Annotated in this window: 24 protein-coding genes and 1 tRNA gene; 17 read left to right on the forward strand and 8 right to left on the reverse strand. The window is 55.3% G+C overall.

The window, feature by feature from the left end; all coding sequences use genetic code 11:
* Nucleotides 1–47 precede the first annotated feature (47 nt).
* Nucleotides 48–1,202, forward strand: coding sequence for a DNA repair exonuclease (locus AC1HCZ_RS00320; RefSeq protein ID WP_479461550.1), 1,155 nt, complete (start codon nt 48–50; stop codon nt 1,200–1,202).
* On the opposite strand, the gene AC1HCZ_RS00325 is transcribed toward AC1HCZ_RS00320, so the two are convergent.
* The 3 genes from AC1HCZ_RS00325 to AC1HCZ_RS00335 are packed head-to-tail and all read right to left on the reverse strand — an operon-like array spanning nt 1,117 to nt 4,221.
* Complete coding sequence (locus AC1HCZ_RS00325) at nt 1,117–2,304, reverse strand: glycosyltransferase family protein (protein ID WP_479461551.1); 1,188 nt, start codon at nt 2,302–2,304, stop codon at nt 1,117–1,119. The genes AC1HCZ_RS00320 and AC1HCZ_RS00325 overlap by 86 nt on opposite strands.
* Before the next feature lie 42 nt (nt 2,305–2,346).
* Nucleotides 2,347–4,032 (reverse strand): FAD-dependent oxidoreductase, encoded by a 1,686-nt coding sequence (locus AC1HCZ_RS00330; protein ID WP_479461552.1) that lies wholly within the window; start codon nt 4,030–4,032, stop codon nt 2,347–2,349.
* Nucleotides 4,033–4,074: 42 nt separating this feature from the next.
* Nucleotides 4,075–4,221 (reverse strand): hypothetical protein, encoded by a 147-nt coding sequence (locus AC1HCZ_RS00335; protein WP_479461553.1) that lies wholly within the window; start codon nt 4,219–4,221, stop codon nt 4,075–4,077.
* A gap of 299 nt (nt 4,222–4,520) precedes the next feature.
* On the opposite strand from AC1HCZ_RS00335, the gene AC1HCZ_RS00340 reads away from it, so the two are divergent.
* From AC1HCZ_RS00340 to AC1HCZ_RS00360, 5 genes are all read left to right on the forward strand, one after another.
* Nucleotides 4,521–5,744, forward strand: coding sequence for a phosphoglycerate kinase (locus AC1HCZ_RS00340; RefSeq protein WP_479461554.1), 1,224 nt, complete (start codon nt 4,521–4,523; stop codon nt 5,742–5,744).
* 92 nt (nt 5,745–5,836) lie between these two features.
* Nucleotides 5,837–6,934: an amidohydrolase family protein gene (locus AC1HCZ_RS00345; RefSeq protein ID WP_479461555.1), complete on the forward strand. Its 1,098-nt coding sequence runs from the start codon at nt 5,837–5,839 to the stop codon at nt 6,932–6,934.
* 1 nt (nt 6,935) lies between these two features.
* Nucleotides 6,936–7,160, forward strand: coding sequence for a 30S ribosomal protein S17e (locus AC1HCZ_RS00350; RefSeq protein ID WP_479461556.1), 225 nt, complete (start codon nt 6,936–6,938; stop codon nt 7,158–7,160).
* Between the two features lie 13 nt (nt 7,161–7,173).
* Nucleotides 7,174–7,491, forward strand: coding sequence for a 30S ribosomal protein S24e (locus AC1HCZ_RS00355; RefSeq protein ID WP_479461557.1), 318 nt, complete (start codon nt 7,174–7,176; stop codon nt 7,489–7,491).
* Between the two features lie 14 nt (nt 7,492–7,505).
* Entirely contained in the window at nt 7,506–7,682 is a 177-nt protein-coding gene (locus AC1HCZ_RS00360) for a 30S ribosomal protein S27ae (protein ID WP_479461558.1), read from the forward strand.
* Nucleotides 7,683–7,687: 5 nt separating this feature from the next.
* On the opposite strand, the gene AC1HCZ_RS00365 is transcribed toward AC1HCZ_RS00360, so the two are convergent.
* Nucleotides 7,688–8,335, reverse strand: coding sequence for an orotidine 5'-phosphate decarboxylase / HUMPS family protein (locus AC1HCZ_RS00365; protein WP_479461559.1), 648 nt, complete (start codon nt 8,333–8,335; stop codon nt 7,688–7,690).
* Between the two features lie 72 nt (nt 8,336–8,407).
* Between AC1HCZ_RS00365 and AC1HCZ_RS00370 the strand changes: the two genes are divergently transcribed.
* The 4 genes from AC1HCZ_RS00370 to AC1HCZ_RS00385 all read left to right on the forward strand — a co-directional run bounded on the left by AC1HCZ_RS00370 (nt 8,408) and on the right by AC1HCZ_RS00385 (nt 12,840).
* On the forward strand, nt 8,408–9,790 hold the full coding sequence (locus AC1HCZ_RS00370) for a hypothetical protein (RefSeq protein WP_479461560.1): 1,383 nt from the start codon (nt 8,408–8,410) through the stop codon (nt 9,788–9,790).
* An 87-nt stretch (nt 9,791–9,877) separates the two neighbouring features.
* On the forward strand, nt 9,878–10,351 hold the full coding sequence (locus tag AC1HCZ_RS00375; protein ID WP_479461561.1) for a hypothetical protein: 474 nt from the start codon (nt 9,878–9,880) through the stop codon (nt 10,349–10,351).
* 13 nt (nt 10,352–10,364) lie between these two features.
* On the forward strand, nt 10,365–11,354 hold the full coding sequence (gene kae1 / locus AC1HCZ_RS00380; protein WP_479461562.1) for a KEOPS complex N(6)-L-threonylcarbamoyladenine synthase Kae1: 990 nt from the start codon (nt 10,365–10,367) through the stop codon (nt 11,352–11,354).
* Nucleotides 11,355–11,391: 37 nt separating this feature from the next.
* The gene (locus tag AC1HCZ_RS00385) at nt 11,392–12,840 is read left to right on the forward strand and encodes a DUF885 domain-containing protein (RefSeq protein ID WP_479461563.1); all 1,449 of its coding nucleotides are present in this window, start codon (nt 11,392–11,394) and stop codon (nt 12,838–12,840) included.
* On the opposite strand, the gene AC1HCZ_RS00390 is transcribed toward AC1HCZ_RS00385, so the two are convergent.
* Nucleotides 12,837–13,229 carry a hypothetical protein gene (locus AC1HCZ_RS00390; RefSeq protein ID WP_479461564.1) on the reverse strand — a complete coding sequence of 131 codons (393 nt, stop codon included), beginning with the start codon at nt 13,227–13,229 and terminating at the stop codon, nt 12,837–12,839. The genes AC1HCZ_RS00385 and AC1HCZ_RS00390 overlap by 4 nt on opposite strands.
* 304 nt (nt 13,230–13,533) lie before the next feature.
* Here AC1HCZ_RS00390 and AC1HCZ_RS00395 point away from each other — a divergent pair, with 304 nt between their 5' ends.
* The gene (locus AC1HCZ_RS00395; protein WP_479461565.1) at nt 13,534–13,833 is read left to right on the forward strand and encodes a hypothetical protein; all 300 of its coding nucleotides are present in this window, start codon (nt 13,534–13,536) and stop codon (nt 13,831–13,833) included.
* Here the strand turns inward: AC1HCZ_RS00395 and AC1HCZ_RS00400 are convergent.
* Nucleotides 13,830–14,015: a hypothetical protein gene (locus AC1HCZ_RS00400; RefSeq protein ID WP_479461566.1), complete on the reverse strand. Its 186-nt coding sequence runs from the start codon at nt 14,013–14,015 to the stop codon at nt 13,830–13,832. The genes AC1HCZ_RS00395 and AC1HCZ_RS00400 overlap by 4 nt on opposite strands.
* Before the next feature lie 31 nt (nt 14,016–14,046).
* On the reverse strand, nt 14,047–15,513 hold the full coding sequence (locus tag AC1HCZ_RS00405; RefSeq protein WP_479461567.1) for a 2-isopropylmalate synthase: 1,467 nt from the start codon (nt 15,511–15,513) through the stop codon (nt 14,047–14,049).
* Between the two features lie 103 nt (nt 15,514–15,616).
* Between AC1HCZ_RS00405 and AC1HCZ_RS00410 the strand changes: the two genes are divergently transcribed.
* From AC1HCZ_RS00410 to AC1HCZ_RS00420, 3 genes are all read left to right on the forward strand, one after another.
* A complete protein-coding gene (locus AC1HCZ_RS00410) occupies nt 15,617–16,279 on the forward strand; it encodes a molybdenum cofactor biosynthesis protein MoaE (RefSeq protein WP_479461568.1) in 663 nt (220 codons plus the stop codon).
* Between the two features lie 30 nt (nt 16,280–16,309).
* Nucleotides 16,310–17,059, forward strand: coding sequence for a metallophosphoesterase (locus AC1HCZ_RS00415; protein ID WP_479461569.1), 750 nt, complete (start codon nt 16,310–16,312; stop codon nt 17,057–17,059).
* A gap of 89 nt (nt 17,060–17,148) precedes the next feature.
* On the forward strand, nt 17,149–17,565 hold the full coding sequence (locus tag AC1HCZ_RS00420) for a hypothetical protein (protein WP_479461570.1): 417 nt from the start codon (nt 17,149–17,151) through the stop codon (nt 17,563–17,565).
* A 67-nt stretch (nt 17,566–17,632) separates the two neighbouring features.
* On the opposite strand, the gene acs is transcribed toward AC1HCZ_RS00420, so the two are convergent.
* Nucleotides 17,633–19,570, reverse strand: coding sequence for an acetate--CoA ligase (acs, locus tag AC1HCZ_RS00425; protein WP_479461571.1), 1,938 nt, complete (start codon nt 19,568–19,570; stop codon nt 17,633–17,635).
* Nucleotides 19,571–19,923: 353 nt separating this feature from the next.
* Here acs and AC1HCZ_RS00430 point away from each other — a divergent pair, with 353 nt between their 5' ends.
* The 3 genes from AC1HCZ_RS00430 (at nt 19,924) to AC1HCZ_RS00440 (ending at nt 21,492) form a co-directional block, all read left to right on the forward strand.
* On the forward strand, nt 19,924–20,157 hold the full coding sequence (locus tag AC1HCZ_RS00430; RefSeq protein ID WP_479461572.1) for a ubiquitin family protein: 234 nt from the start codon (nt 19,924–19,926) through the stop codon (nt 20,155–20,157).
* 109 nt (nt 20,158–20,266) lie between these two features.
* Nucleotides 20,267–20,365, forward strand: a tRNA-His gene (locus AC1HCZ_RS00435).
* 86 nt (nt 20,366–20,451) lie between these two features.
* Nucleotides 20,452–21,492, forward strand: a complete 1,041-nt coding sequence (locus AC1HCZ_RS00440) for a pelota family protein (RefSeq protein WP_479461573.1) — start codon at nt 20,452–20,454, stop codon at nt 21,490–21,492.
* Nucleotides 21,493–21,517: the final 25 nt, after the last annotated feature.

Raw genomic sequence — 21,517 nt, forward strand, 5'->3', positions numbered from 1 at the left:
GACGTGAGGTAGTTATCCCCGGGCGAGCCCTAAAATGTGTGACCGCTATGCTGATCGTCCACGCCGCGGACGTTCACTTGGGTAAGAGACAGTACGGCTTGAAAGAGAGGGAAGAGGACTTCTACAAAGCCTTTGAGGACTTGGTTGAAGCCACAATAAGGGAGAGGGCAGACGCCCTCGTGATAGCCGGCGACTTGTTCGACGCGCCGGTGCCGGACAGCAGTATAAAGCCTTTCAAGGTTGCCGTCGAAGGGATAAAGAGGCTAAGGGAGAACGGCGTAGAAGTAATAATGGTTCCCGGAGATCACGACATACCCAAGGTAAGGGGTTATCCGGCGATAGCTTACCTAAGCGAGCTCACCGGGGCGAAGCTCTTGAGGGGGGAACTGGGAATCAAGGGATACGAGTTCAAAGGTTTCACCTTCTACGGGGGCGACGCCGTAACCCCTACGAAGAGGGGCCCCTTGGAACGCTTGAGGGGGATCAAACCTAAGAAGAACTCAGTCTTGTTGTTGCACATAGGACTGTGCAGGGCGCTTCCCTTCGGCTGCCTCGACGAGGGCATGTTGCCAAAGGGCTACAAGTACTACGCCTTGGGTCACGTGCACAAACCCGCTATCTTACAAGTCCACGGCGCCCCGGCCGCGTACCCGGGCTCCTTGGAGGCCACTACCGTGGACGAGGTGCTCTGGGGGGCCTCAGAAAACCCTCTGTTGAGGCGAGGGCCCTTGTTGATAGACTTGGGAGGCGACGAAGCGCAAGTAATAGACAAAATAGAGGTATACAATAGGGTTCAGATAATAAAGAAGTATGAATTACCGAAGGATTATAAGAGGGCGCTCGCGGAGGCGGAGGCGATCCCCGAGGGGGCTGTGGTTCACTTGTACTTAACCGGCAGGGTAGGGAAGGAGACTGTAAAGACTATATCGTCCAAATTCCAAGCTAAGGCTCTGAGCGTGAGGATGAACTTCCTCAAAGAGGAAGAAGCTGAGGTCGAAGAAGTCGCCACAAGTTTTACGGGTTTGGAAGAGTTAATAATAGAGTTCTACGGGAAGGAGCTCGGCCCGCTACTTTACGAGTTAGTAAAAGCGGCGCAGGAGAAGAGGTCCGAAGAACTCAAGAGGATAGCCGAGAAGATCTTTGAGAGCGGAGTTTGGCGTAGAGCTCCGCGTGCCTCCTCGCGACGCGGTCAATGGCGGTGAAACGAGCGTAGGCCAACGCCCCCGGGTTGCACAAGTTTCCCCTTAGCACTTCATCTATTGCCCTCTTCAAGGCTTGTTTCATCGTAGGCAGAGGGTCATATACATCAAAGGAGTGAAAGGCTTCCGGATAGTTACGGACGTCGCCTATCTTCGGAACGACCACGTGCCTCCCACAAGTCAAGGAGTCGTGAACTATGCCGGAAGCCTCTTGGGTGGGGTCTGAATAGGGGAGCAGCACCACGTGAGCCGAACAGGCCCTCTCTATAAGCTCTTCCTTAGTCATCATTTTTTTCATTATTCTTATTTCGAGGCCCAGTTTCTCGGTGTACTTTGATATCTCGTCCACGAAACTTTTCATGTACTCGTACCACTTCTCCCCGGCCTCGTCTTGCGTAGTCCCCACGACGGTATACCGAAGCGGGACCTCGAGGCCCTCCGCCGCCAAGCTCACCAGAGCGTGGACCGCCCAATCGTACCTCTTGGTGGGCCTGATGAACCCGGGGGTCACTATCTCCACGCGCTCCACCTTTTCTTTACTCATCTTTTTACAGTTCTCTATGACTTCGTCTATCTTCCACGAAGGCTTGGGGGTAAAGTGAGGTATTAGGACTGCCTTCATCTTCCCGAGCCACGGGAGGAGCTCGTAGCCCCGAAGGGTGTGCACGACTAGGGCGTCGCTGAAAGCTTGGGGGATGTAAGGTACTAGCGCGCTTGTCAAGAGTCCCCTCAAGGTGTACAGCAAGCTCTCTTTGACGTACGGGAGAACGAACTTGACATAGTTCTCGATAGCTTGTCCGGGCGTCACGACTGTGTGGAGGGTGGTGACGTTCCTCTTCCTCAAGAACTTCAACGTTAAGTAGTAAAATATCTGAGACCAGCCGAAGTGACCCTTGAAGAGGCCGTACTCGTGTTGGGTATGCACCAACTCCCCGCGGGAGGCGCACACCGCTGCCCTCACTGAGTCTGCGTAGTTGTCCTTCCTCAAGTCACATACATCAACGTCTATCCCTAAAGCCTTGAGCCACTTGACCAATGCATCCCCGTACTCTTTTATTCCACATTTCTTCTTACTGAAGTCGTAGACCATCGCTACTTTTGACATTTCTTCGCTTCCTGGGAACCAAACTAGAGGGGAGAAAATAGGTTAGTACTTCCTCTCTTGCGGAGGCCACTTAGTTATGGTCACCGGGAGCTTCTCCGTTTCCCACGTCCCCTTCCAACGCATCAGCGTGTGGGCGAGCCAGTTCTCGTTGTCCCTCTTGGGGTAGTCGGAACGGTAGTGCGCTCCCCTGCTCTCCGTCCTCCACATAGCGGCCGTCGCCGTGGCGTAGGCGTTCATAATCATATTTATGGTCTCGTGTACCGCGACTAGCTCGTAGGCACCGGGACCCCCGGACCCTCTCAAGTATTTAGCCATACTCATTAATTCTTTCAGCCTCTTGACGGCAGTCTTGAGGTCCTCCCCGTTTCTTTCGATGCCCACGTAGTTCCACATGATTTCTCCCACCTCCTTCCTGAGTTGTCCGAAACTCAAGCCGCTTTCGGAAGTCGTGGGAAGCCACAGCCTAGCTTCAGCCTCTGAGACGGCCTCCTTCGGCGGCTCTAGGTAGCCCAAGCCCTTAGCGTAGGCCGCAGCGGCCATGCCGGCCCTTCTGCCGAAAACTAAGGTCTCTAACAAGGAGTTGCTGCCCAGCCTGTTGGCCCCGTGGACGCTCACACAAGCGGCCTCTCCGGCGGCGAACAAACCCTTCACTTCGGTAGCGCCGTCCAAATCAGTCTTGATCCCGCCCATAGTGTAGTGGGCCGCCGGCCTGACCGGTATCGGTTCCTTGACCGGATCCACCTTGGCGAACTTTATAGCAACCTCCCTAACCAAGGGAAGCCTTTCGTTGATCTTCTCCTCCCCCAAGTGGGTTAGGTCCAAAAGGACGTAGCCGCCCTCGAAGCCCCTTCCCTCCTTGATCTCATTCATTATCGCTCTGGAAACCACGTCCCTCGGGGCTAGTTCCATCCTCTCTGGAGCGTACCTCTTCATGAACCTCTCTCCGTCTTTGTTGATTAAGTAGCCGCCCTCGCCCCTGGCGGCCTCGGTTATCAGTATGTTGGAAGGATACAGAGCCGTGGGGTGGAACTGGACGAACTCCATGTCAGCCAAGGGGGCGCCCGCCCTGGCGGCCATCGCGTAGCCGTCCCCCGAGTTCAAATAGCTGTTTGTAGAGAACTTGTACATCAGCCCGCCCCCGCCCGTCGCGATAATCACGGCTTTACTCTTGATGAAGTAGACGTCACCGCTCCTAACGTCGAAGCCTATGACACCGTAGACCCTCCTCTTGTCACTAACTACGTCAGTAACGTAGAATTCGTAAAGCATATCGACTCCCTCGGCAAGTGCCCTTTCATAAACTGTGTGGAGCATACACATGCCGGTCTTGTCGGCCGCGAACCTCGTGCGGGGGTAAGTGTGGCCCCCGAAGGGTCTCCTCGCAATCTTTCCGTCCGGGTCTCTGGAGAACAAGCAGCCCCATTTCTCTAATTCTAGAATAGCCCTTTCTGCGTCAAAGGTCATGAGTTCGACTGCGTCTTGGTCGGCCAGCCAGTCCGAGCCCTTTACCGTGTCGAACGCGTGCTGGAGGGGAGAGTCCCTAGGGTCCGAGGCCCCCTCTATGTAAGCGGCGACGCCGCCCTCGGCGGCCGAAGAGTGGCTTCTGACCGGGTGGGACTTCGCTACCACCAGCGTGCTCGCCCCGTGGCGCTTCGCCTCTATCGCTGCCCTGAGGCCCGCCAGCCCTCCTCCAACTACGACAACGTCATAGGGACCGAGGGTTTCCAAAACTTCCTCCTCTGGGGGTCTTGGAGGCTTGGGCTTTTACCCTTACTGAGCCCTAGGGCAAGTCCCGTAGAGGGGACAGCTCTCGCAGCTCCCGCTCTCCTCGGCGCGATATATCGGACACTCCTTGTAATTGCCGAAGCAAGGGTACTCCGCGGGGTCCACCGCCATGTCCGCGGCCCTGCAGTGCACTAACCCCCCTCTCGCCGGTATCGCATAAGGGCATACCAACTCGGACGACCGAAGCGTCGTTCACGAGACGGTGATTAAAAGGTGTTCCGGCGCACAAGCCCGGCCCATCGTCCGCCACGACGACGGCCGGTCGCCGGGCGTTCTCCCCTCCGGCGGAACGCTATTTTGTCTATTACTTCTGAGCCGGAGAGGGAATGAGGAAGTGGGCAGCCCCTGAACGAATGATGTACCTAGTCTCACTCCGACCCCCGCTTGTCCTATAACCAAGGGCCGCACTAGAGAGGTCGGGAAGGCCCTCCTTGAAGCTGGAGGAGCTCCCTACTTTGGACGACATAGATGTATCCAATAAAAAAGTATTGTTGAGGGTAGACTTCAACAGCCCCGTCAAGGACGAGGAGTTGTTGGACGACTCAAGGATAAGGGCTCACGTGCCCACGATAAAGGAGCTCTTGGAGAAAGGTGCGGCGGTAGTCATAATTTCCCACCAAGGGCGTCCGGGAGAGGAAGACTTCATCACCTTAGAGCCCCACGCTAAGAAGCTCTCGGAGGCCTTGGGCCAGACCATAAACTTCGTAGACGACGTGATGGGGCCCGAGGCCCGGAGGAGGATAAAGGAGCTCAAGCCGGGAGAAGTCCTCTTGTTGGACAACGTCAGGTTCTTAGCAGAAGAGAACATTAACGCCCCTCCGGAAGTGCAAGCTAACACCTACCTCGTGAGGAGGTTAGCCAAGCTCTTCGACGTGTACGTAAACGACGCCTTCGCCACCGCCCACCGCTCCCAGCCGAGCGTGGTGGGCTTCCCGTTGGTCCTCCCCTCTGCTATGGGCAGGGTGATGGAGAAGGAGGTAAAGGCATTAAGCAAAGTATTCAACCCCAAGGTATCTCCCAAGATATTCGTTCTGGGAGGGGGGAAGGTCCCAGACACTATAGTCATAATAGAGAACTTAGTAAAGAACAAAGTGGCCGACAGGATATTGACGACTGGGCTAGTGGCTGAGGTATTCCTAGTCGCCAAAGGAGTAGACTTAGGGGAGAAGAACATGGAAGTTTTGGAAAAGAAGGGCCTCTTGGGGCTGATACCCAAGGCGAAGAAACTCTTGTTGTCTGGAGCCCCAATAGAAACGCCGCTCGACTTTAAGACTGTGGACGAAGAAGGGAACGTGCGCGTGGAGCCCGTCTTCTCGGTTACGGGCCTCATAAGGGACGTGGGGCCAGCGACCGTCAGGACGTACGGGGAGCTGATGAAGGACGCAAAGATAATCGTGATGAGAGGGCCCGCGGGCGTCATGGAGGACCCCCGCTTCCGCGAGGGCACCCGAGAGCTCGTTAGGCTAGCATTGGAGAGCGGCACCTTTACCATATTCGGCGGGGGGCACTTAACTGCCATAATTAAGGAGCTTGGTATGGAAGACAAGGTGGGCCACATAAGCACCGGAGGGGGCGCCTTGTTGAGCTTCCTAGCAGGCAAGGAGCTGCCGGCGCTCAAAGCCCTAGAGCTCTCTAAAGAGAGGTTCTGGAAGTAGCCTCGGCCGAGAACCGAGTCCTCACACCTCGGCGCCCATGACAGCTCCTCACTGGCCCTCCTCCCCAAAACGCGGCGAGGGAGGTATTGAGATTGATCGTAGTTAGGTCGAAATACGCACTGGTCGGCGAAGATTTGGAGCTCGTGGAGAACGTAGAGCTCGTCTGGGAGGACGGGGAGCTGACAGACTGGTACCCCACGTCCAAGAGGGTTTCCGACTTGCTAGTCATGCCAGCCTTGGTGAACGCTCACACCCACTTGGCGGACTGCCTCTTCCCGGAGGCTTGGTTGAAGGAGGGTTTGAGCGACATAGTGGACCCGTCTAAGGGGTTAAAGAGGAAGGCTCTGGAGACCGTGGACGTCAGAGAGGCGATAAGGCTTGGGATGGAGGCGCTGCGTTCCATCGGCTCCTTCGCCACCGCGGACTTCCGCGAGGGAGGGGCGAAGGGGGTGAGGGAGGCCTTAGAGGCCGGGGAGGAGGGCTACTTGCCCTTTGGCAGGGTCGAGAGGGAGGAAGACTTAGAGGTCGTCTTGAAGCTCGCCCACGGCCTTGGCTTGCCGGAGCCGGACTTCCCCAGCCCTGACCTCGCTGAGAGAGCCGCGAGGGCCTTCAAGGCCGCTGGAAAGCCCGTGGGGCTCCACTTGGCCGAGGTGAGGAAGGAGCCCGTCCAAAAGGCGCTCGACTTGGGAGCCGACTTCGTAGTTCACGGCTGCTTTTTGGAGTATGAGGACCTAGAGGAGTTGAAGAGAAATGACGTCTCCTTGGTCGTCTGCCCGCGCTCGAACCGCTGGTTCGGCTTGAGACCGAAGGTTAAGGAGGCAGTAGAGGTGGGGGTGAGGTTGTTGCTGGGAAGCGACAACTGCGCCTTCAACAAGCCTGACCTTTGGAGGGACTTGGAGGCCGGGGCATTCGAGCTGAGGGCCGAGGGAGCATTCGACGACGCGGCGGCTAGGGAGCTACTGAGAGCGGTTACCTCGAACGCCGAGAAGCCGTTGAAGCTTCCGTGGAAGGTCGCACTGGTTAAAGGTACCGAGTGGCCGGCGCTCTTGATGGACTCTAAGCTTTTGGGTTTGGAGAGGTCGAAAAATAAGTACGCTACAATAGTCAAGAGAGGCGGGCCGGAGGCGTTGGTGGGCGTCGTCGGGAAAGCAAAATTAAATCGTCCTTGGCCCACCGCGGGGTGGCGATAGATTGGGGAAAGTGAGGATTAACGTAGTTAAGAGGACCGCGAGGAAGCTCCTCCAGATGTATCCTGACTTGTTCACCAGGGATTTCGAACACAATAAGAAGGTGGTGAGTCAGATAATAGAAGTAAACTCCAAAAAGCTGAGGAATCAGATAGCCGGTTATATAACTCACTTGAAGAAGGTTGAAGAGAGGAGGCAGAAGGTTGAGCTCAGGGAGGAGTACTTGTGAGGGGTGAGGGGCGTTGAGCGAGTTCGAGCTCCAAGTAGTCAACAAAAGGTGGAACCCCCTAGCCGAGAGAGAAGAGCTGGACTTGATACTAGTGCACGTGGCGAAGTCGACCCCGTCGAGATGCGAGGTGGAGGAAAAGGTAGCCCAGACGCTTGGGGTTGACAAGAAGCTAGTGGTCGTAACCAAGCTCTTGAGCGAATACGGCATAGGCAGGACGCGGGCCAGGGTGCACGTGTACAAAAGCTATGAGAGGCTGCAGAAGCTAGAGTCGAAAAAGGTTAAGAAGCTCCACGAGCAGTGCTCACAGGCTCAAGAAGCACAAGCCCAGTGAGAGGTGATGAGTCCGTGCCCAAACACGCTCAGGTGAAGCCCCACACCTTGTACGAGTGGGATTACGAGAAGGGAACCATAAAGCCGAAAAACAAGAGGTGTCCGCGCTGCGGCAGCTTCATGGCACATCACCTAAAGCCAGTGCCCAGGTGGCACTGCGGCAAGTGCGGATACACCATCTTTGAGAAGTGAGGAGCTCACCTTCCCAAAGCCCTCAAGAGTTCCTCCACCGCCTTTCCAGGGTTAGGAGACTTCGTTATGTAGCCCCCAACCACCACCACGTCCGCCTTACCCAAAAAGGCCCTCGCGGTCTCAGGGGTTATCCCTCCCGCCACGGCGACCACGAGGCCCAAGGACCTCAACCTCTCGGCCAACGCCGCCAACTCGACAGCTGTGACGCCGTAGGCCCTTTGCTGCGATATCCCCACGTGTAGCTCCACTGCCCTCACCCCGAGTTCCTTCAGCCTCTTAGCTCTCTCCACAGGCTCATCCAAATGCATCATGTCGGCCACCACGACCTTCCCCCTCCTCTCGGCCTCCTCGATGGCCTCCTTTATGACCGAGTCGTCAGAGAACGCCATTACAGTCATCGCGTCAGCCCCGGCGTCGAAAGCTATAGAGGCCTCCAGGGCCCCGGTGTCGCATGTCTTGGTGTCCGCGAGCGTGGGCTTGCCCAGCGCGGCTATTGCGGATATCGCCTTAGAGCCCTCAGACTTTATCAAAGGCGTTCCTGCCTCCAATATGTCTGCCTTCAAAGCCTTGATTGCGACGGAAATTGCGCTCGATATGGTAGTGAAGTCCAGAGCCACTTGCAAGAGTGGCTTCTCTCTCCTTTCCCAGACCAAGGCCTTTTCCCGGCGCCGTAGCCTCCCCCACCCTTAACGTCTCTGTCGGGCGAACTGACGGAGAGGGTCGAAGTGTTCGAGCTAGGGCCCAAAGAGGCCGAAAGCTACTTGTCGTTCTCGTACTTCCTTAAGTACGCGGCTGGAGTCGAGGTGCCAATACCGGTCCTCTACGGCCCGCCCAGGATAGGGAAGTCTGAAGTAGTGAAGAGGTCCTTCCTAACTTTCGTTAAGGCAGTAGCTAAAGATATAGTAGAGAAGGACTTCTTGGGGTTCTTCGAGGAGGGCTCGAAGGAACTCAAAGAGAGGCACGTCTCTCTGAGCAACGTGATATCGACGGGCAACAAGCAACTAATAGCCGAGGCCCTCGAGGAGGTCGATGAAGAGACTATGTTCATTGCCACATCCTTTTCATTGGCTGACAAATGCGACAACGATTCCTCGTGTTCTAACCTATACAAGATAATATCCACGACTAACAGTGGGAAGGTTAATGATTTCTACGAAAAGATTATAATGACTAGAGCTTTCGTGCCTACCAAGGAAGGATTAAAGACGTGGGAGGAAGGCGTGATGACGTATAAGGACCAACTGAACGTAGATGAATACAATAACAAATTCGTGTACGTAGAACTCCGGGGCCCGGAGTTAAGTAAGGAGGACTTGGAGGGTATGAACGTAGTTAAGGAGAATTTCTTTAGTAAGGTTCCTCCTAAGTGGGCCTCGGCTCTCTCGGTATCATTGGCCGGAGTGCTCCACGTCGAGAACGCGACCGTGCTTCCTTGGAACACCTTGTCGAAGGTATTGGACGTCTTAATAACTAAGAGGATAGGAATGTATGAGTTCGGAAAGCTGAGCGTGCTCAGCGGCCCTGACCCCTCCTACGCGGAGGTGACTTCAATACCCTCATACATCTCGAGCGGTAACTTGGAATACATAAAGGTGAGGGCTCCTACAATAAGGGAATGGAAGGAACAGCTGGACGACGAGGGGGTTGAGTGGGCAGAAGAAGTTTACTACTTCCTCCAAGTGACCTCTCCCAACCACGGAGAGGGCGTGAAGCACGAGGGCTTAAGGGAAGTTGTAGAAGAGGTGAGCAAGCACATAAGGAGTTACGACGCCTTCCTCCCTCCTCCGGAGGCGGCAAAGGAGTTCGAGAGCCGCTTCACGCCCTACCCCACACCCAAGGCTTGGAAGGCGTTGGCTAAGGCGTTGGCCGTGAGCAAGGTCGAGGTCGCCTCTCTGGCCTTCAGTTACTTGGGCGACGAAAGCGTGGCGGAGCTCTTCGTAGAGTTCTTCAGAAACTACGTAGAGGTCCTCAAGTCTCCGGAGAGGTTGAAGGAGGTCGTGAGGTCCGGCGAGCTGGGCGCGAGGGTGGCGCTGGCCGCCTTAACCTTTAGGGCCCTCGAGGGAGACGAGAAGGCCAAGGAACTCCTAGAGAAGGCCGGGCTGGGATGAGCTCGAGTCAACCTTTTAGTGGAGAGTTACCAGCGAGTAAAACGGATGCGCGCTTTGTCTAACGAAGCTTCCCTGCAAGACCTTAGAATGGAGTTCCTCGAGAGCGTGGTCTTCGGTCTCGTTTACGAAGAGGCTAAGAACTTGTTCGGAGAGGCCGCCGCGAGGCAGCTCGTTTATAAGATCATGAAGGAAGCCTCGAAGAGAATGATCGAACGTTTCAGATCTCAAGGCTTTTTAGAATTGAGTGAGATAGTTAGCGTCCTCTCACTGCCGTGCAAGGCCTTCGGAATCAAAGCCGAATGCAAACAGAATGGGGACACGCTACTCATCCGAGCTAAGGAGTGTCCGCTTTTGAAGTTCGACGAGGAAAAGGACGGTAAGGCATGCATTACTATGATATCCATGCTCACTGGAATGATAGAGTCCGTAACGGGGAAGAGGGCATGTGTGATAACACCCAAGGTTCGTTTTGGTTCTTCGGATGCGAAGATCGTACTGAAAATGCTGAAGTCCCAGCTCTTGGGGGACGAGGAGTGTTTATTCGAGGCTCAACTCAGGTGAGCCGGAGGACGCCTTGTACGTCCTCGGCATAGAGAGCACCGCCCATACGATAGGAGTTGGAATAGTGAACGAGAGAGCCGAGGTACTGGCGAACGAAATGCACACCTACGTTCCGAAGGAGGGAGGAATTCACCCTCGGGAGGCAGCTAGGCACCACGCGGAGTGGGGACCGAAGCTCTTGAAGAAAGCCTTGGAGGTGGCCGGCATCTCGCCAGAGGAGTTGGACGCCGTAGCCTACAGCGCTGGGCCCGGGTTGGGCCCTTGCTTGAGGACCGGGGCCGTGATGGCCAGAGCCCTCGCGGCCTTCTACGAAAAGGCTCTCGTGCCAGTCAACCACTCGCTGGCCCACATAGAGATAGCTAGGGCAGTGACCGGCTTCTCCAAGCCAGTGGCAATCTACGTGTCCGGGGGGAGTACTATGATCTCCGCGCCAGCTATAAAGAGATATAGAGTGTACGGGGAGACCTTGGACATCGGCCTCGGCAACTTGTTGGACACATTCGCCCGGGAGGTAGGATTAGGGCCCCCCTTCGTTAGGGGCGGAGTACACGTGGTGGAGCTCTGTTCCGAGGGCGCCGACGAGCCGGCGGACCTCCCTTACACGGTCCAAGGAGTGGACCTCTCGTTCTCCGGCCTGTTGACCGCTGCTCTGAGGGCGTGGAAAAGGGAGGATAAAAAGAAAGTGTGTTACGGACTTTGGGAGACGGCCTACGACATGGTAGTTGAGGTGGGAGAGAGGGCTCTAGCCCACTCCAAATTGAAGGAGGTAGTCCTAGTAGGAGGCGTGGCGGGCTCGAAGAAACTCCGACAGAAGGTTGCCGTTATGAGCGAGGATAGGGGGGTTTCCTTCAAACCCATCCCCTACGAGTTAGCAAGGGACAACGGAGCTATGATAGCGTGGACCGGGTTACTCTACTTCAAGCACGGCTTCAACGTTAAACCTGAAGAGGCCTTCGTGAAGCAGAGGTGGAGGTTGGACGAGGTAGAGGTTCCGTGGCTCTAATTAATGTACAAAATGTAAGGAATTCCGGTAAGGTCCCTTGAAACCGATTGACGAAATTGTAAAGAAATGGTTTGGTTACAACCCTCACTACGCCTCAGCAATGGGGCTTAGGGAGTACGACTTCAAGGTTCCCTCTCTCAGCAAGAATGCTATTGAAGAATTCGTCGACTGGATCTTGGAGGGAGTCGCAACGCTCGAGGAGTGGAACGCTGAAAACGAAGAACTGGAGGTAGACAAGAGAGAGGTAGCCAGGCAGCTGAAAGTGGAAGCGTTAGTGGAGGGCGAGTGGAGGCCTTGGAGGTACTACCCGGTAGCTCCCTCACTGGCCTCCGAACTCTTACTGTCCATACTACTCTCGCCAGCACCAGAAGACCACAAGAGGGCTGCACTCACGAAGAGATTAAATACATTGCCCAAATTGTTCGAAGAGAGTAAGGAGCTTTTGGAAGAGCCCAAGTCTCTGTGGGTTAACCTAGCAAAGGCAGAAATCCTAGGTCTCAAGCTACTTTTGTTGGAGCTGAATGCGCCAGAGGACGTCAAGAGGTCTGTAGAAGAGTACAACAAGTGGCTGGAGGAGCTGGAGGCAGATGAAGGATACCAACCAATGGGCGAGAACTTGTTTTCAACGCTCTTGAAGATAAGGGGGATCAATGCTAGCATGGACGAACTAGAGACCCTAGCTAGGAAAAAAGTAAAGGAATTGTCCGAAGAATTGGGAAATCCTCCAAACGGCAAGGAAATTAGTGACCTCAAGGACGCTTACGTTGAAGCCGTGAAGAGGGCGAGAGCTTTTGTCGTTGAGAAGAAGCTCTTGCCTCTGGCGCCGGACGAAGACTTGGAAGTAGTTGACACGCCCGCGCCCCTTAGGCCAATAATCCCCTACGCCGCGTATGACCCTCCCCAAGCTTTCTCTCCTTACAATGTGGGACGCTTGTTAGTCACTCCGGGCTCTGCGAAGAGGGACTACTTCGACGTGCTGAACACCGCGGTCCACGAGACGTATCCCGGTCATCACGTTCAACTGAGCTTCCACTTACCCTCCAAGTATAGATACTTGGCCTCGGCTGCCGACTACGTGGAGGGTTGGGCCCACTACACAGAGGAGTTGATGTTAGAGCAAGGCTTCGAGGCGCACCCGCGCTACGTTTGGCAAGTGAAGAAAGACGAGCTGTGGAGGTGGGTCAGAGTTTACGTGGATGTGGGCTTAAGCACGGGCAAAATGCATTTTGGTGAGGCAATTAAAGAATTAAAAAATGTAGCGCTGCTCGATGAGGCCTCCGCTTACTCGGAGGCGCTGAGGTATACCTTAACGCCCGGGTACCAACTGTCCTACTCGTACGGGAAGATGAGGTTGAAGGAGTTAAGGGACTTGTACCGGGAATACGCGGGCAGTTCTTTCAGCTTGTACGATTTTCACGCGCGGGTACTGAGCTGCGGGGCACTGCCGCTCGACGTGATGTCAGAGCTCCTTCTCTCGAGGATCTAAAAATTGTTTGATTTCAAACCCCAAAAGTCGGATATTTCTTTTTTCTCCTCCTCTTTCAACCTCCTCTTCTTCAGTGTGCACATGATGACCTTCACCGCGTCCTCTAGTTCGTCCATCAAGGTGTCATCGAAGGAGAGCAGTAGCTCGTTGGTGAGTCCGACGTCTTCCAACAGCTCTTCACTTATATCTTTGCACTCCAGTAAGTAAACGTCACCCTCGTCGATCATTATAGTCTTTCCCTTCTCCTCATCCTCAACCATAGTTATTACGGGCCTTATCCCCAAGACCTCGCTTATGCATTTAGTATGGGTCTTAATTAAGTCCTCCAAGGTAGCGTCGCTAGGCCTCTCCGCACAACGCTGGTAGACCTCGGTCAGAACCTCGTCCAAGTAAACGGAATAGCCGTCCTCATGAAGCAGAAATAAACTTTTGTCGAGGACCTCTTCCGCTATGGCGACTACACCGCCTCTAGTTTCACCCGCGCCTTTTTAAGCAGATCTTGCTAAGGGGACACTTGGTGCACTTAGTCCTCAAGGTCTTTACTTCCTTCAGACGAACTCCCCTCATGTAAGCTCACCAGCACACATGCTTCGCAGAGTTCATCCGCCCCTTTTGTGTAGATGCCATTTATCTGGAGTGCGTCTCTTACACTTGAGCTTATCAAGGGCCGAAACTTCGTTCCTTAGGGCCGACTTGCAGCTGGACTGGGTCCCCGAGGACGTGCTCCGCGAGGTCTTAGAGGAAATAGGGAAAGAGAAGAAGACAAAAAGAATAAACAAGAAAAGGCCGACCAGGAAAGACTTAATGAAGGTTATCGTGGAAGCCCTCTCCAAAGGACCCTCGCCCCAAGAATTCGTAGACGTAGTTTACGAGATCCTCGAGGAGAAAGGCTACGAAACTAAGTTCACTAACGTGAAGAGAATATGGAGGACGTACGAAGAGATGGTGAGGAAAGGGTTCATACAAGATTACTTGGACGTGGTAAAGCGTTAAGGTTTGTCGGCGCTCAAGTAGTGGAGGGCTATCGCCGTGCCTCCCACGGCCGCCGTCAAGGTCGCCAGGCCCAAGGCCCCTTCGGTCCCCAAATAGTTAACGTCGGCGACCACGGCCAAGACTATCAACGATGTTACGAAAATTATTGAAAAGATGAACTCGAGCTTCTCTAACAGACCCACGAGAGACCCCAGCTCCTGTGGGCAAGGGGTCTTATCTCCTCTCCGCGAGGTCCAGCAACACCACAGCCTTGGCCTTCAAGTCCTCTGGGAGTCTGTCCCAGTACTTCTTGATTAGCTCTGGCGCGTGTTTGGCGACCAGAGACAACATCTCGACGTCGCTCAGCGCCGTAAGGCGGCCGTGCTCGAACTGCTTCATGACGTCCTTATAGATCGCTTGTACCCTTGGGTCCTTCTTGCTCACTTGCTCCCCTTCGCTCAATCCGAACGTCTTGTTTATCCAATAGACGACGCCCGCCAAGCCCGCGTAAGGGGTTATGGCCACTCCGGGCTTCACTCCTAAGATGCCTTCCGTGTCGAAAGGTAAGTAGGTCTCCGGGTTCTTCAGGAGGCCGTCCGCGTGTATCCCGGCCCTCGTCACGGCAAAGTTCCTCCCGACTATAGGATAGTAGGGCGGGACCTCGTAGCCCAGCTCCTCGCGGTAGTATTTTGCCACCTCGGTTATTATCTTAGTGTTCATTCCGTCAAACCCGTGCTTTAGCTGAGCGTAAACAAAGACTAAGGCTTCTATGGGCACGTTCCCCGCCCTCTCGCCTATTCCCAAGAGGGTTCCGTTGTTCAGCCCGGCACCGTAGAGCCACGCGCTCATCGCGTTGGCCACCCCGAGGTGGAAGTCGTTGTGGCCGTGGAACTCCAGCCACTCGCTGGGCACGCCACAGACGTGGCGGAGGACCCAAGTCAGCTTGGGAATGCTCCGGGGCAACGTCGCCTCAACTATGGGGAGGCCGACGCCCAGCGTATCGGGGTACCTGACCTTCACGGGGAGGCCGTACCTCTCGCTCAACTTCATTAACTTACGGACGAATGGTACTACTACCTCGAATATGTTGGCCCTAGTTATGTCTTCCAAGTGCACTCTTGGTACGATGTCCATTTTAAGTGCTTCCTCCACGACGTTCAAGTACTTCTCTATGACTTTGCCCCTGGAAGCCTTGAACTTGAAGTAGATGTGGTAGTCGCTTATAGATGCCAGTATACCGGTCTCCTCTAGGCCGGCCTCCTTTACCAAACTGAGCTCTTCTTTCTTTGCTCTAATCCACCCGGTGGGTATGGGATACCTATAACCCAGCTCCTTTACCCTCCTGACTGCTTCCTTGTCCTTCTCGGTGTATAAGAAGAACTCGGTAGTTTTTATCTTCCCTAGGGGGCCCCCGAGGTCGTGCAAGTATTTGTACAAGCGAACGATCTGCTCAACTGTATAGGGCTCTCGAGCTTGCTGACCGTCCCTAAACGTCGTGTCGGTTATCCAGATCTCCGAAGGGAGCTCGGTAGGAAGTATTATGCCGTCGAAGAAGACGCGAGGCACTTCCTTGAAAGGGAAAATGAACTTGTAAAGCTCGGGTGACGGCGAGTCTATTACTTCGTAGTCGGGGAAGTCTATCGCCTCCTCCTTAACTTTCCTTAGAAATTCCAGCCTAGCTTCTCGTGTACGGTAGTACATGTCGTGGGACCCCTAGCAACTACCCCTTCCATTTATATAAACTTGGGCGCAGAGGGCGTTGCTCTCAAATTCCGCGAACGCGGGGTGAAGACGGAGGCACACGTTGAAGGTTAGGTTGAAGTTATACGCTATGTACAAGGACGTGCTAGGAGAGGTAGTGGAGTTGGAACTTCCAGAAGGCTCTAAGGTATCAGACCTCAAGAAGAGGGTACTTGAGCTGTTGCCAGAAGGGTACCCAGAGCCCGTGGTCTTGAGGGACGGAGGGTTTGTTGAGGACGAGGAAACCTTGAGCGAAGGAGAGTACGAACTAGTTCCCCCCGCGGCCGGGGGAGGGGGGAGGGTCGTGCTGACGGAGGAGGATGACTGGAGCTTGGACGCCCTAATGGAGGACTTGTCCGCCCCCGAGTCGGGGGCTACAGTGATATTCGTCGGGACCGTAAAATCTAAGGAATCAAAGGTACTGGAACTGATTTACGAAGCCCATTCGAACGTCAAGGAGTTTATGGAAAAGATAGTGGACGAGGAGCTGAAGAGGTGGGGAGCGTTAGACGCCAGGGTCGTACAGTTCTTGGGTCCTCGCAAGGTCGGTCAAAAGACTTTGATAATAGCGGTTAGTGGGGAGGATAGGGAAAGCGCGTTCAGAGCCGCCAGAGAAATCCTAGAGAGGCTGAAGCATGAACCCCCGATATGGAAGAGAGAGGTGCGGACCGACGGTGAGTACTGGATAACCGGAAAGGGCGAGCTGAGGCGCTCCCCTAGGTATTAACCCCTAAGCCCCTAGGCTCTGGGGTCCCGAGTGGAAGTCGTAGAGCTAGAGCGAGGGCTCTACGCCACCCCCCATGGCGCACTGCTGTACAAGGGTTACGCCATAATAGCTGACCTCCACTTGGGCTTCGAGGAGGAGATGGGTAGAAAGGGGATCTTCCTCCCCCCGGCCCAACTGAAGAGGGCGCTGGAGGTCTTGGACAGCGTCTCCAGAGTGGCCGGTAAGGTCGTCGTGGCGGGCGACTTGAAACACCAATTCGGCAGACTAGGCAAGATGGAGAGGAGGGACGTGGAGACCTTCTTGGCCGCGGCCCAGAGAAGAGGGGTGGAACTGATACTAGTTAGGGGGAACCACGACAACTTCATTAAGATGATAGTTGAGGACGCCGGGTTTGAGGTAGTAGACGAGCTCGACCTGGACGGAGGAGTGAAAGTGGTACACGGCCACAAGGTAGTAGAACTTGGCGAAGTGACTGTCATCGGTCACGAGCACCCGAGCGTCGCTCTTAGGGACCCGGTGGGCGCTACGGCGAAGTTCCCGTGTTACCTAAAGGTGCCCTCACAGAGGGGCACGGTCATAGTGTTGCCCGCAGTGGGCCTCTACCAGTCTGGGACCAGCGTGACCCCGAACAGAGAGGCCTACTTGTCCCCCATATTGAGGGAGCTGGACCTCGGAAAGGCCGTCCCCTACGCCGCCGACCCGGAGCTGGGGGTAGTCGAGCTACCCCCTCTGGAAGACATGGCGAGTCTACTAGTAGAAGAAGCTCCCTTGGGCCGATGAGGACCGCGTACTTGGCCGAAGGGTGAGGAGCGGGTCACGGGACGGAGGCCTATTACACCCCCACGGCCTTTCGGGGCTGGGAGGGCGTCGTGATAAGCGCGAGATCGGCCCAGAAGGCTGCCCTTAAGGGCATCGAAAACACCTTGGGGAGTTTCATAAGCGAGCCACAAGTTGAAGTACAAGAGGGCGAGGGCTCCCTCTCAATGAAAGTAGCTTTCGAAGTGACCGAGGAGGGTCAGATAAGCGCGGGCGGCGAGACCAGGAGACTCAAGCCCGGAAAGTACGAGATTAACATAGAAGTTACTTTTGGAAAGAGAGGCAACATGGTAGAGGCCCGCTTCTTCGGCAAGTGTGGTGAGAACGTCCTGAGCGACATGTACGTTGTAGAAGAGAACAAGTTGGATTATGTTAGGAACTGGCTCAGCGACAAAGTTGGGGCCCTCGCAGTCCAATGTGTCAGCGAGGCAGAAGAGGCCGCGGACATAGGCGGGGTCTTGGGTTGGTAAACTCTCAGAGCGACCACCTATTTTTGAAATATCGGGAACATCATAGAACATCGTAAAGGGGTGGTTGTTATATCCCCAAGTCTCTCTTCAGTTCTTCAACGGCCCTCTTTACCTCGTCCACGGAAGCTTCATCCTCTAAGGTGCTCAGATCTCCCAACGGCTGACCACTTATTACGGCCCTCAGTACCCTCCTCATTATCTTTCCACTCCTCGTCTTGGGTAGCTTAGTGACGAAGTGTATCTCGTCCGGCGTCGCTACGGGTCCTATGGTCTCCCTTATCCATTTCCTCAACTCTTCCCTCAACTCGTCGCTTGGCTGACGACCCTCTTTCAAGACCACAAAGGCTACTATGCCTTCACCCTTGACCGGGTGAGGTTTGCCCACCACCGCGGCCTCCGCCACCGCTGGGTGAGCGACGAACGCGCTCTCTATCTCTAGCGTACCGAGCCTGTGGCCGGCTACCTTGATCACGTCGTCCGCCCTACCCAATATCCAGAAGTAGCCGTCGTCGTCCTTCATGGCGTAGTCTCCCGTGAAGTACCAGCCGGGGAACTTGCTCCAGTAGGTCTTCACGTACCTCTCTGGGTCGCCCCAGATCCCGTGTAACATGCCGGGCCACGGTTTCCTTATGACCAAGTAACCCTTCGTTCCGGGAGGAGCGGGATTGCCGTTGTCGTCCACCACTTCTGCGTCCACCCCAGGCAAGGGGAAGGTGGCGCTCCCGGGCTTCAGCGGCACCAGCTCTATCCCGGGAGCGGGACTTATCATTATGTGGCCGGTCTCGGTCTGCCACCAAGTGTCCACTATGGGGCACTTGCCCTTGCCTACGTGCTTGAAGTACCACCACCAAGCCTCCGGGTTTATCGGCTCACCGACGCTGCCCAGTATTCTCAACGTACTCAAGTCGTGTTTCTCCACCCACTTCTCCCCATACCTCATGAACATTCTTATAGCCGTAGGAGCCGTGTAGAATGTGGTCACGCCGTACTTCTCAATTATGCTCCACCAGCGGTCCGGCTTCGGGTAGTCCGGCGCCCCCTCGTACATGAGGGTGGTCGCCCCGTGTAGCAGGGGGCCATAAACTACGTAGGAGTGGCCGGTGATCCAGCCTATGTCCGCTGTACACCAGTGTAAGTCCTCGTCCCTTACGTCGAACACCCACTTCATAGTAGCGTAGACCCCTACCATATAGCCCCCGGTGTCGTGGATTATCCCCTTTGGCTTGCCCGTGGTGCCGGAAGTGTAAAGGATGAACGAGGGGTGTTCGCTCTCTACCCACTCCGGCTCCGCGTAGTCGTACACCCCCTCGACGAGGTCATCCCACCAGTAGTCCCTGCCCTCGACCATGTTGATTTCCTCACCCAACCTCTTGTATACCACTACGCTCTCGATAGAAGGCGTTTCCTCGAGCGCTTTATCAACTATATCCTTGAGTATGAGCTTCTTCCCCCTCCTCCACATACCGTCGGCGGTTATCACGACCTTAGCTTGTGCGTCGTTTATCCTCTCCGCCAGCCCCTTAGCGGAGAAGCCGGAGAAGACCACGCTGTGGATAGCGCCAAGCCTCACCGTCGCCAGCATAGCCACTACTGCTTCGGGGACCATAGGCATGTAAATAGTCACTCTGTCACCCTTCCTAACGCCTAAGTCTCTCAAAACGTTGGCGAAACGGTTTACCTCCTTCCAGAGCTGATAGTAGGTCATAACTCTGGTCTCGCCCGGCTCGCCCTCCCAAATTATAGCTGCCTTGTTCCTTCTCCAAGTCTTTACGTGCCTATCCAAGGCGTTATAGGATATGTTGGTCTTCCCGCCTACGAACCACTTGAAGTAGGGAGGCTCTCCCTCAATTACCTTGTCCCAACCCTTCTTCCAATAGAGCTCCGAAGCTATCTCCGACCAAAAGCCCTCCGGGTCCTCGAGGGCCCTTCTCCTCATCTCGTGCAGCTTTCCGGTAGGAACCACACCCTTGCTAATAGGTAATACGGTCTTCTGTTCTTCCGGCAAGGACGAAACCTCGTAACGTTCTACCTTCTGACACCTAATCTGCCTTTGGTCTTCATCGTTTATGACAAACGCGAGTGCGTCGTTTAGCTTCCTTCAAGGCCCTTATCCTCGAGAAAATCGCGCAGTTCTAAGACACTGACGTCTGTGAGGTTTTGTACCTAAGCGCCCTCCTTGCCTAACTCTTGACGCCCAATTTCGCCACGACGTCGCTTTAACGCGGCGTTTGAGATGATTACTAGATGATACTAAAGAGGTTCTGAGAGCTTGTCCTCCCATCAGTCTATCAGGAAGGAAATCTCATGAGATGCGTTAAAGCTTGAACGAGGCGAGCTGACGAGGCTTCCGGAGCTTTGGTGGAGCTGAGGCTTTGGGACGGGCGGACGGCAAAGCTGAATGCCAAAAACTTGAAGGAGTTGTTGCTCTGCGCGCGAAAGATCTTCAACTTGGAGAGGTACATAAACGAGTCTGGCGAACCTAAGGCGATATTACTAGTGTTCGTAAACGGAGTGGAGAGGTCGGCATTACTCGACGAAAGCTTGGAGGAGGGAGACGTGGTGGAGCTCTACCCGGTGCTCCACAGAGGGTAAGGGAAGTTGTGTCTCCCAAAACCCTCGAAGCAGATCTCGGCGGGGAGGGTTGCTCCAACTTTTTAAACCTTCTGAGCCCTCGAGATGATGGGGCGCCGCCCGGAAGCTGGCCGCCGTAGCTCAGCTGGTTAGAGCGCGGGACTGTGGAGGCCCGGCTGAGGCCGCGGAGATCCCGAGGTCCCGGGTTCAAATCCCGGCGGCGGCCCCACCAAAGACCTTAACCACTGACCCAAACGCAGCACCCCCCCTCCCCCAACGAATTAACTCTCCCCAGAAGCCCCTTCGGGGCCCAAGGTGCGAGTCCTAGAGGTCAACGAGTCCAAAGGAGAGGTCAAGGTAAGAGTGGAAGACGAGGAGGACATATGGATCTTGCACAGCGCCTTGCGGCCAGGAGACTTACTCAGGGCGAGGACTGCTAGGAGCGTCGCGGGGAGCTCCGGCAAAGAAAAGATACCTATGACGCTCACAATAAAGGTCACGGGCTCGGAGTTCCAAGCGTTCAGCAACGTCTTGAGGGTTAAAGGAGTGGTCGTAGAGGGTCCAGACAAGTTCGGCCTAATAGGCTCCCACCACGCCATAAAGGTCTACCCGGGAAAGGAGATCACAATAATCAGGGAGAGGGGGCTAGCCCAGCTGTTGGATAGGCTGAAAAAGGGGGAGGAAAGGAAGCCGCAAGTTCCGGTCCTCGCCGTAGACTACGACGAGTATTCCTTGGCCGTAGTTAGGGGACAAGGGATAGAGTGGGTATTCGAGGGGTCCCTCCGGCTCCCGGGGAAAGACGACGAGGGGCGCGAGGCCGCAACCGAGAGGAGGATAAACGAGCTGGCTAAGAGAGTTTCGGAGGAACTGAAGTCTAGAAACCTCGACCACGTGGTGGTGGTGGGTCCAGGTTTCTTGAAGGACAAGCTAGCTCCACGCTTGTCCGAGTATGGCTTCAAAGTCAAGGTGGACAGTGCTTCCTCTGGAGGGAGGGCGGGCGTCTTGGAGGCCATAAGGAAGGGTTCCTTGAGGGGCGTCGCGAAGGAGTTGGAGAGCATTAGGGCTCTGGAGGCCCTCGAGGAGTTCATAAAGCACGTGGCTAAGGGCGACGGTTACGCGCTCTACGGGATCGACGACTGTGCTACGGCCGCCCAAGCTAACGCGGTAAAGGTCCTCGTAATATCGGACGACCTCTTGCACTCCCCCGACCTAGGGGAGAGTGCCGTAGCGCTGGTGGAGTTAGCCGAGAAGAAGGGAGCAGACGTGATAATAGTGCCGAGGGGCACCGAAGCTTGGGAGAGGCTGAGGCCCTTCGGCGACGTGGTTTGTTTGCTTCGCTTCCCTATTTCTCTATAGGCTCCCCCTCGTCTCAGATCTCGGG

The organism is Ignicoccus sp., from assembly GCF_056435145.1.

Excerpts from the sequence above, each read along its gene's own strand:
- AC1HCZ_RS00320 (WP_479461550.1), top strand. The coding sequence starts at position 48 with ATGCTGATCGTCCACGCCGCGGACGTTCACTTGGGTAAGAGACAGTAC.
- AC1HCZ_RS00325 (WP_479461551.1), bottom strand. The coding sequence starts at position 2,304 with ATGTCAAAAGTAGCGATGGTCTACGACTTCAGTAAGAAGAAATGTGGA.
- AC1HCZ_RS00375 (WP_479461561.1), top strand. The coding sequence starts at position 9,878 with ATGGAGTTCCTCGAGAGCGTGGTCTTCGGTCTCGTTTACGAAGAGGCT.
- AC1HCZ_RS00405 (WP_479461567.1), bottom strand. The coding sequence starts at position 15,513 with ATGTACTACCGTACACGAGAAGCTAGGCTGGAATTTCTAAGGAAAGTT.